Genomic DNA, 13,942 nt, shown 5'->3' with positions numbered 1-13,942 from the left:
AGAACCATGGCCAGACGACTGATCGGCATCGATATCGACGCCCGGCATATCCGCGCGGTCCTGATCGAGGAAAACCAGGGCAAGACGAACCTGATCGACGCCCGTCGCGAACCCCGTAGCGAGGGGGAAGACCTGGCGGAGAGCCTGCGTCGCATGCTCGGGGAGACCCGACTCGGCGACCGGCTGGCCGCAGCCCTCCCGGCGGGCTGCGCCTATTTCCGGCGGCTGCATTTTCCCTTTGCCGACGAAAAGAAGATCGCCGCCGCGCTCCCCATGGAATTTTCCCTGCAACTCCCCGCCGCCGGCGAAGGCCTCGCTTTTGCCATGGAGAAACCGATCGCCGAAGAGCTCGGCTTCACCCTGACGACGGCGGCCGTCGCTCGTTCGACGGTCGCGGCGATGCTGGAACCCTTCGACCGCCGGGAGATCCCTCTCAACATTCTCGCCCTGACTCCCCATAGCCACGCCCGGGGCTTGAGCGAGCTCATCCCCAACGGCCTGCTGGCGATTCTCGGGGAGGCGGAGACCGTCCTCGCCCTGGTCGACGGCGGCGAGGTCGTCGACCATCGGCTGCTGCCGCAATCCGCCCCGATCGACCACGCCCGTCTGGCCGAGGAACTCGGGCACGCCGGGAACGCCCTGCGCGCCGCCCACGGCCTGGAACATCCCGCCTGGCTGCTGATCGGCGACGGTGCCGTGGCGGAACTCGCCCAGGCCCTGCGTGAGCTGGGCGAGGCTGCGGAAGTCCCCCGGATCGAACTGGGTGGCCAACCCCTGGCGGTCGAATTTTTGCCGGCCCTGGCCCTGGCCTGGCGCGCCGGCCTCAACGACCGGGAGCGGGCCTTCAATCTACGCACCGGTGAGTTCGCCTTAAAGAGTGAATGGGGACGGTTGAAAAAACGCCTGACGGCCATGGCCGCCCTCCTCGGCTGCTCCCTGCTGCTGCTCGGCGCCTCGGCCTATCTCAATTACGCGCAAAAAGCCCGCGTAGCCGAAAACCTGCGCCAGGAGATGCAGCAGCTCTACCGTGCTACCTTCCCCGGCACCCAGGCGATTGTCGACGCCCCGTTGCAGATGCGCGCGCAACTGGAGGAGCTGCGCAAGATCGCCCGACTGCTCGGCACCGGCGAGGGCGCTTCGGCGCTGACGGCTCTCGATGAAGTCTCGCGCCGCACCCCCGCCGACATCACCGTCGACATCCGCGACTTCAACTACACGGCGGAAGCGGTCCGCCTCGAAGGAGTAACCGGCTCCTTCGACGCCATCAACCGCCTGAGCGCAACCCTGGGCGAATCGCCCCTCTTCGCCGAAGTCCGGATCGACGACGCGCGCATGAGCCTGGATGGTAAACAGGTCGATTTCCGACTCACCCTTCCCCTGCGCAAGGAGCCTTAAGCCATGTTCCATCAACTGAGCCAACGGGAACGTCTGATCCTGCTCGCCGGCGGACTCTTTCTGCTGGTGGTGCTTGGCTGGTTCGCCGTCATCTCCCCCTACCGCCAGGCAATGGCCGCGCTGGACGGGAAAATCGCCGCCCGCCAAAACCAGCTGGAGGATCTGCGTGGCCTGCAACAGCAATACCTGCAACTGAAGCAGAGCCTCGAACAGGCCGAGCGGCGCATGGATCAGGCGACGACCTTTTCCATCTTCGCCTTCATGGAAAATCTGGCGGGGCGCCACGTCGACCGCGCCAACCTCGTCTCCATGCGCCCGCAACCGGCGGCGGAAAGGGAGGGATTCCGTGAGGAATCGGTGGAGATCAAGCTCGACCGGGTCGGCCTGGGGCAATTGGTCGGCCTGCTGCAAGACATGGAAACCGCCGAATCCCCTTTGCAGGTCAAGAGCCTGCGCATCAAAACCCGCTTTGACGATAAGCGCCGTCTCGATTCGGTGCTGACCGTCGCCGCTTACGGAAGAAGTCGATGAAATCGTTGATCCCTTTTTGGCGCCCCCCCGCCGGTGGACAGCCCGGCGCCAGCGGCCGCGACCTCTGGCCCCTGCTCCTTTGGGCCTTGCCGGTGCTGCTTGGCGGCTGGCTCGTGGGCCTGCTTATCTGGTTCCCCGCCGCCGCCCTGGAAACGCGCCTGGAACAGGAGGCGAACCGCCAGCTGCACGGCCAGGGGCGACTGGAGCTCGAAGGACTGACCCCGCGCCTCCCCTTCGCCGTTGGCGTCCGCGCAGGCACCTTGAACCTGGTTCAACCGGCCATGGCGATCGCCGCCGAAGATATCGCCGCCGCTCCCCTCTGGCGCTCCCTCTTTGGCGGCAATCCCGGCCTGAGTTTTTCTGCTCGCCTGCTGGGGGGGGAGGCCCAGGGGTTCGCCCGTCGCGACGGTGAGCTCGACCTGAAGCTGCGCGACCTGCGCCTGGCCTTGCCGCTGCTGGAGAATTCGCAACTGGCGGTCGCAGGAACCCTGACCCAAGGCGCCTTCACCGGCCTCTGGCCCCCTCAAGACGGAAGCGAGAGCCGGTTGCTCCTGACCCTGACCGGGGTCCACCTCACCGGCCTGAGCACATTCGGCGCCAAGGAGGACGTTTTGGAACTGGGCACGCTGGAACTGGTCGGCACCGGTCAGGGCAAAGCCTTCAAGATCGAACGCCTGGAAGCCCTCGACGGCCACCTGATCGGCACCGGCAGCGGCTCGTTGCTCCTCGCCGACAATCTCCCCGCCAGTCGGATGAATCTGACCCTGAACCTGAAAACCACGGCGGAGATGGACGGACAGTTGCGGGAACTCCTCAGCATCCTCGTCCCCCCCGCCCCCGACGGCAGCCTCACCTTGCGCCTCTCCGGCACCCTCGCTCGCCCCCGCCTGAATTAAAAAGGGCCGGTCACCGACCGGCCCTTTTTATTGATTTTCAGCACGAATGGAGCGAGCCACCCCACTCCCGATTCATCATTCATCATTCATCATTCATCATTCATCATTCATCATTCATCATTCCTTCCCCCCTACCCGCCCAACTCCCGCGACCGCTCCGTGGCGCGGGCCACGGCCTCCATCAGGGTCGCCCGCAGGCCGCCTTCTTCGAGGGCCTGGACAGCGGCGATGGTGGTGCCGCCGGGGGAACAGACCTTGTCGCGCAGCACCGCCGGATGTTCGCCACTCTCCTTGACCATGCGCGCAGCGCCGAGCAAAGTCTGGGTCGCCAGCATCAGCGCCGTGTGGCGGGGCAGGCCCTGTAGCACGCCGCCGTCGGCCAAGGCCTCGATGATAGTGAAGACATAGGCCGGACCCGACCCGGAAAGGCCGGTGACGGCGTCCATCTGCCCTTCCTCGACGAGTTGAACGATGCCGGTCGTCTCGAAGAGGTGCTGGGCGGTGCGCAGATCGGCCGGGCGGGCATGGCGGCCGGGGCAGAGAGCGGTGGCGCCGGCCCCGACCAGGGCCGGGGTGTTGGGCATGGCGCGGATGATGCGACGCGGTCCGCTGAGCAGCCGCTCCAGCTCAGAAGTGCCAACCCCGGCAAGAATGGAAATCAGCAGCTTGTCGTCGGTGAAGAGCTCGGCCAGCCCGGCCAGCGCCGCCTCTCGCACCTGGGGTTTGACCGCGAGCACCAGCAGGTCGCAATCCCTGACCAGCTCCCGGTTGTCGCTGATCACGTGGACGCCGTAGCGGTCTTCCAACAAGCGCCGGCGTTCGTCGCTCGGTTCGGCGACCAGCAGTCGGGCCACGGGAAAGGCGCCGCCGATCAAACCTTTGATGATGGCCTCGGCCATATTGCCGCCGCCGATGAATCCGATTTTGTCGATTTTCTCCATGATTTACGCCTTCCTTTCGTCGTCAACGAGGCTTCACCAGTAAAGCGAAAAGCCCCGATCCTGTCAAGGTTTGCGCCACATTCGTCCAAGGATGAAAAAACCATTGACCCATCGGATGTTGGCGTTATAATCCCCCGTCCGAGACGCGAAAAACCGCCCTGCCACCGTTGGGATTGATGTCACGGCCGGTTCTTGTTACTCTATGGAAGTTTTATACGCCCTTGTCGATTTCATCAGGCTAAGGATGCCCATGGATCTCTGGTTGACTGAAAAACACTCGGAACATGCCGGCCTGTCGCTGAAAGTGACGAAAACCCTCTTTGCCGGTGAGAGTGAATACCAGCGTCTGGATATCGTCGAAACCCCCGAATACGGGCGGGTTCTGCTCCTCGACGGGCTGGTCATGATCACCGAACGGGACGGCTTCATCTATCATGAGATGCTCGTCCATCCCGCCCTTTTCACCCATCCGCGCCCCCGCCAGGTGCTGATCATCGGCGGCGGCGACGGCGGCGCCATCCGCGAGATCCTCAAGCATGAATCAGTGGAACGGGCGGTGCTCTGCGAAATCGACGAACTGCTCATCGCCAAAGCCGTCGAGTTTCTGCCCGGCATGGCGAGCGAAATCGACGGCCGCAACCCCCGAGTCGAGATAAAACCGCTCGACGGCGTCGCCTACCTGCGCGAGCAGCAAGACGCCTTCGACGTGATTCTGGTCGATTCCACCGATCCGGCAGGCCCGGCCGCAGCCCTCTTCGAGGAAGATTTCTACCGCCTGGCCCAGGATGCGCTCAAAGAGGACGGCATTCTCGTCGCCCAGAGCGAATCCCCTTTTTACCAGGGGGAGTTGCAAAGGACGCTGTACGCCAACCTGCGGGCGGTCTTTCCCATCGTGGAAATGTATCAGGCCTTCATCCCCACCTACCCGAGCGGGATGTGGAGTTTCGCTTTCGCCGGCAAAACCCGCCACCCGCTGCGCGATATCGACCGGATGCGGATCAAGAACCGGTCGTTCGCCACCCGTTATTACAATGAAGATCTGCATGTCGGCGCCTTCATGCTGCCGACCTTCGCCCGGGAAAACATCGCCGCACGCTGAAGGCGACCTCTCCCCACCCTTGCCGCCCGTTTCTTTTTACCCCCTTGACCCAAGAAAGTTCATCGCCATGAATCCTCGCACAACCTCCCGCTGGACGGTAGAAAAGTCCGCGGAACTTTATGGCATCCGACGCTGGGGCGCCGGTTTTTTCGACATGGACGCCAACGGCGACGTCACGGTCAAGGTGAAATTCCCCAGTGGCGAAGTCGCGGTCTCCCTTATGGAAATCGCCCAGGGCATCGCCCAGCGCGATCACGCTATGCCGGTCTTGCTGCGTATCGAGAACCTGCTCGACGCCCGCATCATCTTCCTCAACGAAACATTCCGCGAGGCGATCGCCGAAAAGGGCTATGAGGGGGAATACCGGGGGGTCTTTCCGGTCAAGGTCAATCAGCAGAGCCACGTCATCGAAGAGATCACCCGTTTCGGCGCCCGCTACGGCCACGGCCTCGAAGCCGGAAGCAAGGCCGAACTGGTGCTGGCCATGGCCTCCCTGCAACCGGGCGCCCTGCTCATCTGCAACGGCTACAAAGATGAGGAGTTCATCGACCTCGGTCTGCGCGCCACCCGCCTCGGCTATCGCTGCTTCTTCGTCATCGAATCGCCGGCGGAACTGGACATCGTCATCGCCCGCAGCCGTGCCCTCGGCGTGCGCCCGCTGATCGGTGCGCGGGCCAAGGTCTACGCCAAGGTCGGCGGCCAGTGGACGGAATCGAGCGGCGACCGCAGCAGCTTCGGCCTCAGCTCCACCCAGCTCATCGAAGTTTTTGAAAAACTCAACGACCTGGGGATGATCGACTGCCTGCAACTGCTCCACTGCCATCTCGGTTCGCAGATCCCCAACCTCGCCGACATTCGCGCCGGGGTGCTGGAGGCCTGCCGCTATTACGCGGCGTTGGTCAAGGAAGGCGCGCCCATGGGCTACCTCGATTTCGGCGGCGGCCTGGCCGTCGACTATCTTGGCAGCCAGAGTATTCATCCCCACTCGCGCAACTACGACCTGGCCGACTACTGCCGCGCCATTATCGACGTCATTCGCGCCACCCTCGACGTCCAGGGGATCAAACATCCGCACATCGTCACCGAATCGGGGCGGGCGACCGTCGCCTTCTCCTCGGTGCTGATGTTCAACATCCTCGACGTCATGCACTTCGAGGCCGTCTCCCTCCCCGAAACCCTGCCCGAAGGGAGCCACAAACGCCTGCGCCATCTGTTCGATCTGTGCGAGGACATCGAAGACCACAACCTCGCCGACCGCTACACCGAGGCCCAGGCCATCCGCGGGCAGATCCGCGATCTCTTCCGCCAGGGGCACATCAGCCTGCGCGAGCGCTCGCTGTCGGAGAATATTTTTTTGGCCCTGGCCCAGGCCATCGCCGGACGTATCGACGGCCTCGACGAAATCCCCGCCGGTCTCGAAGGATTGCGCCAGAGCCTGTCGGACATCTACTACGGCAATTTCAGCGTCTTCCAGTCGCTGCCGGACACCTGGGCGATCAACCAGATCTTCCCCATCGTTCCGTTGCATCGCAATGGCGAGGCGCCGACCCGCGAGGCGATCATCGCCGATCTCACCTGCGACAGCGACGGCAAGGTCGACACCTTCATCACCGGGCGCGGGGTACGGCCGACCCTGCCGCTGCATGCCGTCAACCCGGACGAAGAGTATCTGCTCGGCGTCTTTCTCGTCGGCGCCTACCAGGAAACCCTTGGCGACCTGCACAATCTGCTCGGCGACACCAACATCGTCAGCGTGCGCATCAACGAGGACGGCAGCTACGACGTCATGAAAGAGATCGAAGGGGACAGCATCGCCGACGTCCTCAGCTACGTCGAATACAACCCCCAGGCCCTCTTCGAGAACTTTCGCGCCATCGCCGAGGTGGCGGTGCGCGAGAAGCGCATCCGGGTCGAAGAGCGGAAGCAGATCCTCAACGAGTTTTCCGCCAGCCTGCAAGGCTACACCTATTTCGAAAAATAAAGACCGCCCTCTGTGGCTGTCCGGCATGTGCGAAAGGCGCTTTTTCCCCAGGGAGAAAGCGCCTTTTTCGTAGGATTAAAAAATTTGGGATGAAGGGCGCGGCAGGGTGTATACTTGGCGCGAAGACTCACCTTATGCCGAAGGGAGGAACACCCATGAAAGTTGTGGCATTCAACGGCAGCGCCCGCCGCGACGGCAACAGCGCCATTTTAGTGCGGCAGGTTTTCGAGGAACTGGGAAAAGCGGGGATCGAGACGGAACTGGTGCAACTGGCCGGAGAACATCCGCGCGGCTGCATCGCCTGCTATCAGTGCTTCAAGACCAAGGACGGCAGCTGCGCGGTGAAGGATGACTGCATCAACGACTGCATCGCCAAGATGCGCGCCGCCGACGGCATCCTGCTCGCTTCCCCCACCTACTTTGCCGACGTCACCAGCGAGATCAAGGCGCTGATCGACCGCGCCGGCATGACCGCCCGCGCCAACGGCGACATGCTGCGGCGCAAGGTCGGCGCGGGCGTGGTCGCCGTGCGGCGCGGCGGTGCGATCCACGCCTTCGACTCCCTCAACCACTTCTTTCTCATCAGCCAGATGATCGTCCCCGGCTCCAGCTACTGGAACATCGCCATCGGCCGGGAAGTCGGCGACGTCAAACAGGACGCCGAGGGCCTGCAGACGATGAAAACCCTCGGCGAGAACATGGCCTGGCTGCTCGAAAAGATCAAGGAGTGAACTGATGAGCCACTCATCCGCCCCGTGACACAAAGGACGCCGCGCCGGTCGGATTACATATCGACATCCCGCCCGAAATTTCTGAATTCATCCAGATTGCTGAACTCGGCCCAGGCCAGGAACTGGTTCGGCGCGTTGACGAAATCAAAGACATTTTGCAGGATGTTGAAGTGCTTCCGCTCCTCTCCGGCAATCCGCGACAGCAGCTGCTTAATCCCGGGGACCGGGGTGTGGATGGCGATCTCTTCATAGAACCGGAAACTTTCCGCTTCGAGCTTCATCGCGTGCTGATAACCTTCGAGATCGTCCCGCACCGAACCGCTCACTGCTTTTTCGGCGATCAGCCGTTCAAAGACGTTCCGGGCATTTTCCAGCGCCGTCGACTCGCCCATGGCTGGGTTCTGCTGATTTTTCAGCGCCTGAAAAATTTCGTAATGTTTTTGTTCATCCTCGGCGAGACCCAGGAAAATATTACGAAGCCCGGTGACCTTGGTCGCCGCCGCCAGCTTTTCGTAATAGGCCTTGCCGTCCTGTTCCATCTTCATAGCGAAATCGTAGACATTCATGAGATCCTCCCGCGTTGTTCATTTCGGTGACGTTACCAAGATTAAACCTTAGCGTCTCCCCCCGCGCTGTCAAACCGCAACGGACCTTAAAACGGCAAAAGGCGCATCGCGCGCCTTTTGCCTCCGTTCTGTTCATCGAGTCGTGGTCTTTAGACCATCGGCCCGGATTTGGGATGATTCAAGTCCTCGCACTCGCGATAATCCCAGCAACGTTTGTTGTTGTCCGGGGTTTTGATCAGCATATGACCGCTCGTCAGACTGCAACTGATAACCATCCCTTCTTCACGGCTGAAGGGATGCGCGACAAAGGCATCTCGTCCGGCTTCGGCTTCGAGACAGTGATGTTCGAATCGATTTTTTTTCATCTTCAGCTCCTTTCTTCCCCCTCACATCTCCTGCCACAATTTCATTTTAGCACATTCGAATAATCGCATACCACCCCCTAAATCATCATGAAATTCCCGAAAACACCCCCTAAGAGCGGGCGGGCCGGAAGACACTGGTTATAATGGGTATCAGCCACCCGCAAAGCCACAAAGAGGAGAATCGTCATGACCTACTGCCACGAAAACGAAGTCGTCATCGTCCTCGGCGGCGAAGCCGGACAGGGGATTCAAACCCTGGAGACGATTATCACCAGGATGCTGAAAACCGCCGGGCTGCATGTCTTCGCCACCAAGGAGTATATGTCCCGCGTTCGCGGCGGCAGCAATTCGGCAACCATCCGGGCGGCGTCCGGCCCGGTGCGGGCCGCTGTCGACCGCGTGGATATTTGCGTCCTGCTCGATCGCGACGCCCACCCCTGGCTGGCCAAGCGGATAACGCCAACAACCCTGTTGATCGGCGATCCCGCGACCCTGGGAGAGATCGAGGGTTTGCTGGCCTTGCCCTTGGCGGAACTGGCCCTTCAGGCGGGGGACAAAATCCTCGCCAATGGCATCGCCGGCGGCTTTGTCAGTGGCTTGCTCAGCCTGCCGCCGGCGCCGTTGGAAACGACCCTGCGCGAACTCTTCGCCGACAAAGGACAGGAGGTGCTGGATCAGAATCTCCACGCCGCCCGTCTCGGCTGGGAACGGGGCCGAACCGCCGCCAAAGACCGCGAACCGGTCTGGCACGGTGCAACGAACCCGGATCTTTCCAGACGCCTCTTCCTGACCGGAACCCAGGCTATCGGGCTGGGCGCCATCGCCGGCGGCTGCAACTTCATCGCCTCCTATCCCATGTCGCCGGGCACCGGGGTGCTCCAGTTCCTGGCCCAACACGCCGAACGCTTCGGCATCGTCGTGGAACAGGCCGAGGACGAAATCGCCGCCATCAACATGGGCCTCGGCAGTTGGTACGCCGGCGGCCGGGCCATGGTCAGCACCTCGGGCGGCGGCTTCGCTTTGATGGAGGAAGGCTTGAGTCTGGCCGGGGTCATCGAGTCGCCGATGGTCATCCATCTGGCCCAGCGCCCCGGCCCGGGCACAGGCTTGCCGACCCGTACCGAGCAGGGCGATCTCGACCTGGCCCTATACGCCGGCCACGGTGAGTTTCCCCGGGCCATTCTCGCCCCCGGCACCATGGAGGAGGCCTTCCGCTGCGCCGAACAGGCCTTTATCCTGGCCGACGCGAGCCAATGCCCGGTCTTCATCCTCACCGACCAACACCTGCTCGACAGCGGCCACGATCTCGCCGCCCTACCCCTGCCGGCCACACCGCCCGAACCGCACATCGTCGCCACCGAGGCCGATTACCAGCGCTACGCCGCCGCCGAGAACGGCCTCTCGCCACGGGGCATTCCCGGCCACGGGCACGGCCTGGTCCGGGTCGACAGCGACGAACACGACGAATCCGGGTTCATCACCGAACGGGCGGAGGTGCGCATCGCCATGATGAATAAACGGCTGAAAAAGCTCGCCCTGCTGCGGGATCTCCCGGAGTTTACGCCCTGCTGGTCCGGCCCGAAGCAGCCCCGGCGGCTGATTGTCGGCTGGGGATCAACCCGCGCCACCGTCGAGGAGGCGCTGGCCCGCGTCGCCGATCCGGCCACGGCCTGCCTGTACTGCGCCCAGGTCTATCCCTTGCCAGAAGCATTCAAACGCCACCTGCTTGAGGCGCCACGCCTGATCGTCATTGAAAACAACGCCACCGGCCAGTTCGCCCGCCTGATCCAGCGAGAAACCGGACGGCGGGCGGACGTCAGCTGGCTGCGCTACGACGGCCGGCCCTTCAGCGTCGAGGATGTGGCAAACCGCTTGCGCCAGGAGGTGAAACCATGAACGGCAATCCCTTTGTCCGCGAAGGCTGCGACATCGCCTGGTGTCCCGGTTGCGGCAATTACGCCATTCTCAAGTTGATGAGCACGGCAATGGCCGAACTGAAACTGGATCGCCAACAGACCGTGCTGGTTTCGGGGATTGGCCAGGCGGCGAAAATCCCGCAATACCTGGAGGTCCATTTTTTCAACGGCCTGCACGGCCGCGCCCTGCCGGCAGCGACCGCCATCAAGGCCAGCAACCCGAAACTGACGGTGATCGCTGAAAGCGGCGACGGTGATATGTACGGCGAGGGAGGCAACCATTTTCTCCACTGCATCCGGCGCAACCCCGATCTGACCAACATCGTCCACAACAATATGGTCTACGGCCTGACCAAAGGTCAGGCCTCGCCCACCAGTCAACGGGGGTTCGAAACGCCGCTGCAACCGGCGGGGGTCAACCTCGAACCCTTCAACCCCCTGGCCGTCGCCATCGCCCTCGACGCCTCCTTCGTCGCCCGCGCCTATGTCGGGCACCTGGAACAGACCCTCGCCATCCTGCGAGAAGCCATCCGTCATCGCGGCTACGCCCTGGTCGATCTGCTGCAACCCTGCGTGACCTTCAACAAACTCAATACCTACCAGTGGTTCGAAGAACACACCGCCGAACTCGGCGCAGACCACGACCCGCACGACCGGGTCCAGGCATTCGCCCGCGCCATCGAAACGGAGCCGTTGCAGCTGGGGATTTTTTATCGACGAGAGAAGCCGGTCTTCGAGGAACAACTGGCGGCGTACCACGAGAAGGGGGAACCGCTTTGCCGCCGGCGGGTGGATCTAGCGGATTTGGGCAGGCTGATCGGGGAATTCGCCTGACGCCGGCGGTGACGAACCGCCGGCGCATCCAGAAGAATTATTCCTCAGAATTTCTGGGACTCTTGATCTTCATCCGCGGCTCTCCGGTGATTAGGCGCGCCCCCTTGTGGAAAGAGGCGTAATGCCAGATCCAGGAGAACATGACGAAGACCCGGCGACGGAAACCGACGAGAAAGAAGATGTGGATCAGCGACCAGAGGAGCCAGGCGAAGGTTCCGGTGAACTTGCGCTTGCCGACGGCGGCCACTGCCTTGAAACGGCCAATGGTCGCCATTGTCCCCTTGTCGTGATAGGCGAAAGCCGGGCGGGTCGGCGGGGTGATTTCGCCGACGATCTCCCGACGGATCACGTCGGCGACAAATTCCCCCATCTGCTTGGCCGCCGGCGCCACCCCCGGCACCGGCGCACCGGTGACCGAATCGACGGCATGGGCGAGGTCGCCGACGACGAAGATTTCCGGGTGCCCCGAGACGGAGAGATCGGGACGAACCATGACCCGCCCGGCCCGGTCGAGATCGCTCTTCAACAGACGCGCCGCCGGCGACCCCTGCACCCCGGCCGCCCAGATGACATTGGCGGTAGCCAAACGTTCTTCGCCGATGTAGACCGCACCGTCCTCCATCCCCGTCACCAGGCTGTTCAGCCGCACCTCCACCCCCATTTCCGTCAATTCCTGCTCGGCGCGGCGGCTCATCTCCTCGGGCATGGCCTGCAGCAGGCGATCCGCCGCCTCGACCAGAATCACCCGGGCGGTGGTGGTGTCGATGTAGCGAAAGTCATGGGGGATGGTGCGGGCGGCAATCTCCATCAGCGCCCCCGCCAACTCAACCCCCGTCGGCCCGCCGCCGACGACCACGAAGGTCAGATCGCCGCGCCGCGTCTCCTCGTCCGCCTCGAACTCCGCCTCCTCGAAGGCAAGGAGAATCCGCCGCCGAATCTCCAGGGCGTCGTCAATGGTTTTCAGGCCCGGCGCGATACTTTCCCAATCGTCCTTGCCGAAGTAGGAATGGGTGGCGCCGGTAGCGAGAATCAGGTAATCATAGTGAGCCGAACCGTTGTTGAACCGCACCTCATGCCGCGCCAGGTCGATATCGGTCAACTCGGCCAGGCGCACCTCGGCGTTGGCCTGATCCTTGAGGATGCTGCGGATCGGCGAGGCGATGTCGGCCGGCGACAGCACCGCCGTCGCCACCTGGTAAAGCAGGGGCTGAAAGAGATGATAGTTGCGCCGGTCGGCGACCAGCACCGACACCGGCACGTCGCGCAGAGCCTTGGCCGCGTTGATGCCGGCGAAACCGCCGCCGATGATGACCACCCGGGGCCGGTGAGGATGAACGATATCCGCCTTATCCATAGAAAATCCTCCGCGAAAAGTAAGGATTAAAGAATAGCACAACCGCCGCTTTTTTCCGTTCCCCAACTACCAACTACCAACTACCAACTACCAACTACCAACTACCAACTACCAACTACCAACCATCCCGGGAGTCTTCATGCGCATCCTCCGTCTCGTCCTGATGATTCTGTTGCTGTGTGCCTGCCGCGCCGAAGAAAATACAGGCACGGCCGAGACGACTCGGCAGGAGGTTCGGCAACCGCCGGCGCCGCCGATTGTCGAGAATTTCGAGGGGGAACCGCGACTCTCCCTCTTCCCCCGGGTCGGCGCCTATCGTCCGGAAGAGGACGACGCCACCGCCCTCGCCTACTGGCGCACCTACCTGGAACATCTGGAGCATACCGCCGGCGTCGTCACCTTGGCCGAAGGCGGCCGCGCCTTCGGTCTGCGCGGCGTCGCCAAGCTCGACGCCTTCGGCTTCTTCTCCCCCCTCGCCGTCGAACCGGCCACCCGCTACCGCCTCCGAGCCCGGGGCAAACACACCCTCGGCGAAGGGGCACGGGCCGGCATCGGCATCCTCGAATTCGACCAATTCCTGTGGATCGCCGAACAGTATCCCCAATCCCTTGCGGAAAAACACCAGAAAGGGCTGCAACCGGGGATCGAAGTGACCGGTGAAGGAGACTGGCAGGAACATGAAGCCGTCTTCGTCACCGGCCCGCAAACCCGCATGATCCACCTGGTTTTCTACCTGGAAGGGGCGGGAAACCGGGCGCCGGCGTTGTGGGACGACATCGCCGTGGAGCAGGCTCCCTAGCGATAGACCTCCCTCCGGTGGCCGACCTTGACCACGACAACGATCAGTTCGCCATCACGGATTTCGTAAAGGATTCGGTAATTTCCCTGACGAACGCGGTACCGTTCCTGGCCGGAGAGCTTCTCGCTGCCGACCGGATGGGGATTTTCCGCGAGAGCCTCCACACACTGGAGGATGCGGGCGACATCGGCGGCGGGGATCGCCCGCAGATCCTTGGCGACGGACTTTTTGAAGACCAGCCTATAGCTTGCCATGGGCCTTGAGATCGTCGAGAAGTTCTTCGTAACTGATTGTTTCCTCGGCGACCCGCGCCTCGAAGGCGGCCAGATCCTCCTGATCCTCGCGCAAGGCCCGACGCACCGCTTCGTTGACGATTTCCGAGATGGAGCGGCCGCCCGTCGCGGATTTCATGCGTAGGGCACGATGCAAATCCGCGTCGAAATAGATCGTTGAGCGTTTGGCGTGATTTTCCATGACAGCCTCCTTTGCCTTCTATTTTAGCACCGGGACGTCATGGCGTCAAAACGTCTTTTC

The 13,942-nt window shown here is 62.7% G+C and carries 15 protein-coding genes; 9 read left to right on the top strand and 6 right to left on the bottom strand.

What is annotated here, in order from left to right; all coding sequences use genetic code 11:
* The first annotated feature begins 6 nt into the window (after positions 1 to 6).
* The 3 genes from gspL to gspN are packed head-to-tail and all read left to right on the top strand — an operon-like array spanning position 7 to position 2,822.
* Positions 7 to 1,395 (top strand): type II secretion system protein GspL, encoded by a 1,389-nt coding sequence (gene gspL / locus BQ4888_RS12015; RefSeq protein WP_092057497.1) that lies wholly within the window; start codon positions 7 to 9, stop codon positions 1,393 to 1,395.
* 3 nt (positions 1,396 to 1,398) lie between these two features.
* Entirely contained in the window at positions 1,399 to 1,926 is a 528-nt protein-coding gene (locus BQ4888_RS12010; RefSeq protein ID WP_092057496.1) for a type II secretion system protein M, read from the top strand.
* Positions 1,923 to 2,822 (top strand): type II secretion system protein GspN, encoded by a 900-nt coding sequence (gene gspN, locus BQ4888_RS12005; protein WP_092057495.1) that lies wholly within the window; start codon positions 1,923 to 1,925, stop codon positions 2,820 to 2,822. Before BQ4888_RS12010 ends, gspN begins: the two co-directional genes overlap by 4 nt.
* Positions 2,823 to 2,953: 131 nt before the next feature.
* Here gspN and proC read toward each other — a convergent pair whose 3' ends face one another.
* Positions 2,954 to 3,763 carry a pyrroline-5-carboxylate reductase gene (gene proC, locus BQ4888_RS12000; RefSeq protein WP_092057494.1) on the bottom strand — a complete coding sequence of 270 codons (810 nt, stop codon included), beginning with the start codon at positions 3,761 to 3,763 and terminating at the stop codon, positions 2,954 to 2,956.
* Between the two features lie 250 nt (positions 3,764 to 4,013).
* On the opposite strand from proC, the gene speE reads away from it, so the two are divergent.
* The 3 genes from speE (at position 4,014) to BQ4888_RS11985 (ending at position 7,574) form a co-directional block, all read left to right on the top strand.
* Positions 4,014 to 4,862: a polyamine aminopropyltransferase gene (speE, locus tag BQ4888_RS11995; protein WP_092057493.1), complete on the top strand. Its 849-nt coding sequence runs from the start codon at positions 4,014 to 4,016 to the stop codon at positions 4,860 to 4,862.
* A gap of 67 nt (positions 4,863 to 4,929) precedes the next feature.
* Positions 4,930 to 6,843 (top strand): biosynthetic arginine decarboxylase, encoded by a 1,914-nt coding sequence (gene speA, locus BQ4888_RS11990; RefSeq protein ID WP_092057492.1) that lies wholly within the window; start codon positions 4,930 to 4,932, stop codon positions 6,841 to 6,843.
* Positions 6,844 to 6,998: 155 nt separating this feature from the next.
* On the top strand, positions 6,999 to 7,574 hold the full coding sequence (locus BQ4888_RS11985; protein WP_092057491.1) for a flavodoxin family protein: 576 nt from the start codon (positions 6,999 to 7,001) through the stop codon (positions 7,572 to 7,574).
* Positions 7,575 to 7,627: 53 nt separating this feature from the next.
* On the opposite strand, the gene BQ4888_RS11980 is transcribed toward BQ4888_RS11985, so the two are convergent.
* Both BQ4888_RS11980 and BQ4888_RS11975 read right to left on the bottom strand, forming a co-directional pair.
* Complete coding sequence (locus BQ4888_RS11980) at positions 7,628 to 8,140, bottom strand: ferritin-like domain-containing protein (RefSeq protein ID WP_092057490.1); 513 nt, start codon at positions 8,138 to 8,140, stop codon at positions 7,628 to 7,630.
* Between the two features lie 149 nt (positions 8,141 to 8,289).
* Entirely contained in the window at positions 8,290 to 8,505 is a 216-nt protein-coding gene (locus BQ4888_RS11975) for a hypothetical protein (protein WP_092057489.1), read from the bottom strand.
* Between the two features lie 186 nt (positions 8,506 to 8,691).
* Here BQ4888_RS11975 and BQ4888_RS11970 point away from each other — a divergent pair, with 186 nt between their 5' ends.
* Together BQ4888_RS11970 and BQ4888_RS11965 are read left to right on the top strand one after the other, a co-directional pair.
* Positions 8,692 to 10,401 (top strand): 2-oxoacid:acceptor oxidoreductase subunit alpha, encoded by a 1,710-nt coding sequence (locus BQ4888_RS11970; protein ID WP_092057488.1) that lies wholly within the window; start codon positions 8,692 to 8,694, stop codon positions 10,399 to 10,401.
* Positions 10,398 to 11,255 (top strand): thiamine pyrophosphate-dependent enzyme, encoded by an 858-nt coding sequence (locus tag BQ4888_RS11965; protein WP_092057487.1) that lies wholly within the window; start codon positions 10,398 to 10,400, stop codon positions 11,253 to 11,255. Before BQ4888_RS11970 ends, BQ4888_RS11965 begins: the two co-directional genes overlap by 4 nt.
* A gap of 37 nt (positions 11,256 to 11,292) precedes the next feature.
* On the opposite strand, the gene BQ4888_RS11960 is transcribed toward BQ4888_RS11965, so the two are convergent.
* On the bottom strand, positions 11,293 to 12,609 hold the full coding sequence (locus BQ4888_RS11960; protein WP_092057486.1) for an NAD(P)/FAD-dependent oxidoreductase: 1,317 nt from the start codon (positions 12,607 to 12,609) through the stop codon (positions 11,293 to 11,295).
* A 139-nt stretch (positions 12,610 to 12,748) separates the two neighbouring features.
* Here BQ4888_RS11960 and BQ4888_RS11955 point away from each other — a divergent pair, with 139 nt between their 5' ends.
* Entirely contained in the window at positions 12,749 to 13,408 is a 660-nt protein-coding gene (locus BQ4888_RS11955) for a hypothetical protein (RefSeq protein WP_092057485.1), read from the top strand.
* On the opposite strand, the gene BQ4888_RS11950 is transcribed toward BQ4888_RS11955, so the two are convergent.
* A complete protein-coding gene (locus BQ4888_RS11950) occupies positions 13,405 to 13,662 on the bottom strand; it encodes a type II toxin-antitoxin system RelE family toxin (protein WP_092057484.1) in 258 nt (85 codons plus the stop codon). The genes BQ4888_RS11955 and BQ4888_RS11950 overlap by 4 nt on opposite strands.
* A complete protein-coding gene (locus BQ4888_RS11945; protein WP_092057483.1) occupies positions 13,649 to 13,882 on the bottom strand; it encodes a ribbon-helix-helix domain-containing protein in 234 nt (77 codons plus the stop codon). Before BQ4888_RS11945 ends, BQ4888_RS11950 begins: the two co-directional genes overlap by 14 nt.
* Between the last annotated feature and the right edge of the window lie 60 nt (positions 13,883 to 13,942).

It is taken from the genome of Desulfuromonas acetexigens (assembly GCF_900111775.1).
Classification (GTDB): Bacteria; Desulfobacterota; Desulfuromonadia; order Desulfuromonadales; family Trichloromonadaceae; genus Trichloromonas; species Trichloromonas acetexigens.
Note: the sequence above shows the minus strand (reverse complement) of the source record. Positions and strands in the feature narration are given on the sequence as shown.

Bases quoted from the DNA above. Each gene is read 5' to 3' on its own strand.
- gspL (WP_092057497.1), top strand. From the start codon at position 7: ATGGCCAGACGACTGATCGGCATCGATATCGACGCCCGGCATATCCGC.
- BQ4888_RS11955 (WP_092057485.1), top strand. From the start codon at position 12,749: ATGCGCATCCTCCGTCTCGTCCTGATGATTCTGTTGCTGTGTGCCTGC.
- BQ4888_RS11970 (WP_092057488.1), top strand. From the start codon at position 8,692: ATGACCTACTGCCACGAAAACGAAGTCGTCATCGTCCTCGGCGGCGAA.
- BQ4888_RS12010 (WP_092057496.1), top strand. From the start codon at position 1,399: ATGTTCCATCAACTGAGCCAACGGGAACGTCTGATCCTGCTCGCCGGC.
- proC (WP_092057494.1), bottom strand. From the start codon at position 3,763: ATGGAGAAAATCGACAAAATCGGATTCATCGGCGGCGGCAATATGGCC.
- BQ4888_RS11960 (WP_092057486.1), bottom strand. From the start codon at position 12,609: ATGGATAAGGCGGATATCGTTCATCCTCACCGGCCCCGGGTGGTCATC.
- BQ4888_RS11975 (WP_092057489.1), bottom strand. From the start codon at position 8,505: ATGAAAAAAAATCGATTCGAACATCACTGTCTCGAAGCCGAAGCCGGA.
- BQ4888_RS11950 (WP_092057484.1), bottom strand. From the start codon at position 13,662: ATGGCAAGCTATAGGCTGGTCTTCAAAAAGTCCGTCGCCAAGGATCTG.
- BQ4888_RS11945 (WP_092057483.1), bottom strand. From the start codon at position 13,882: ATGGAAAATCACGCCAAACGCTCAACGATCTATTTCGACGCGGATTTG.
- speA (WP_092057492.1), top strand. From the start codon at position 4,930: ATGAATCCTCGCACAACCTCCCGCTGGACGGTAGAAAAGTCCGCGGAA.
- BQ4888_RS11985 (WP_092057491.1), top strand. From the start codon at position 6,999: ATGAAAGTTGTGGCATTCAACGGCAGCGCCCGCCGCGACGGCAACAGC.
- BQ4888_RS11980 (WP_092057490.1), bottom strand. From the start codon at position 8,140: ATGAATGTCTACGATTTCGCTATGAAGATGGAACAGGACGGCAAGGCC.
- gspN (WP_092057495.1), top strand. From the start codon at position 1,923: ATGAAATCGTTGATCCCTTTTTGGCGCCCCCCCGCCGGTGGACAGCCC.
- speE (WP_092057493.1), top strand. From the start codon at position 4,014: ATGGATCTCTGGTTGACTGAAAAACACTCGGAACATGCCGGCCTGTCG.
- BQ4888_RS11965 (WP_092057487.1), top strand. From the start codon at position 10,398: ATGAACGGCAATCCCTTTGTCCGCGAAGGCTGCGACATCGCCTGGTGT.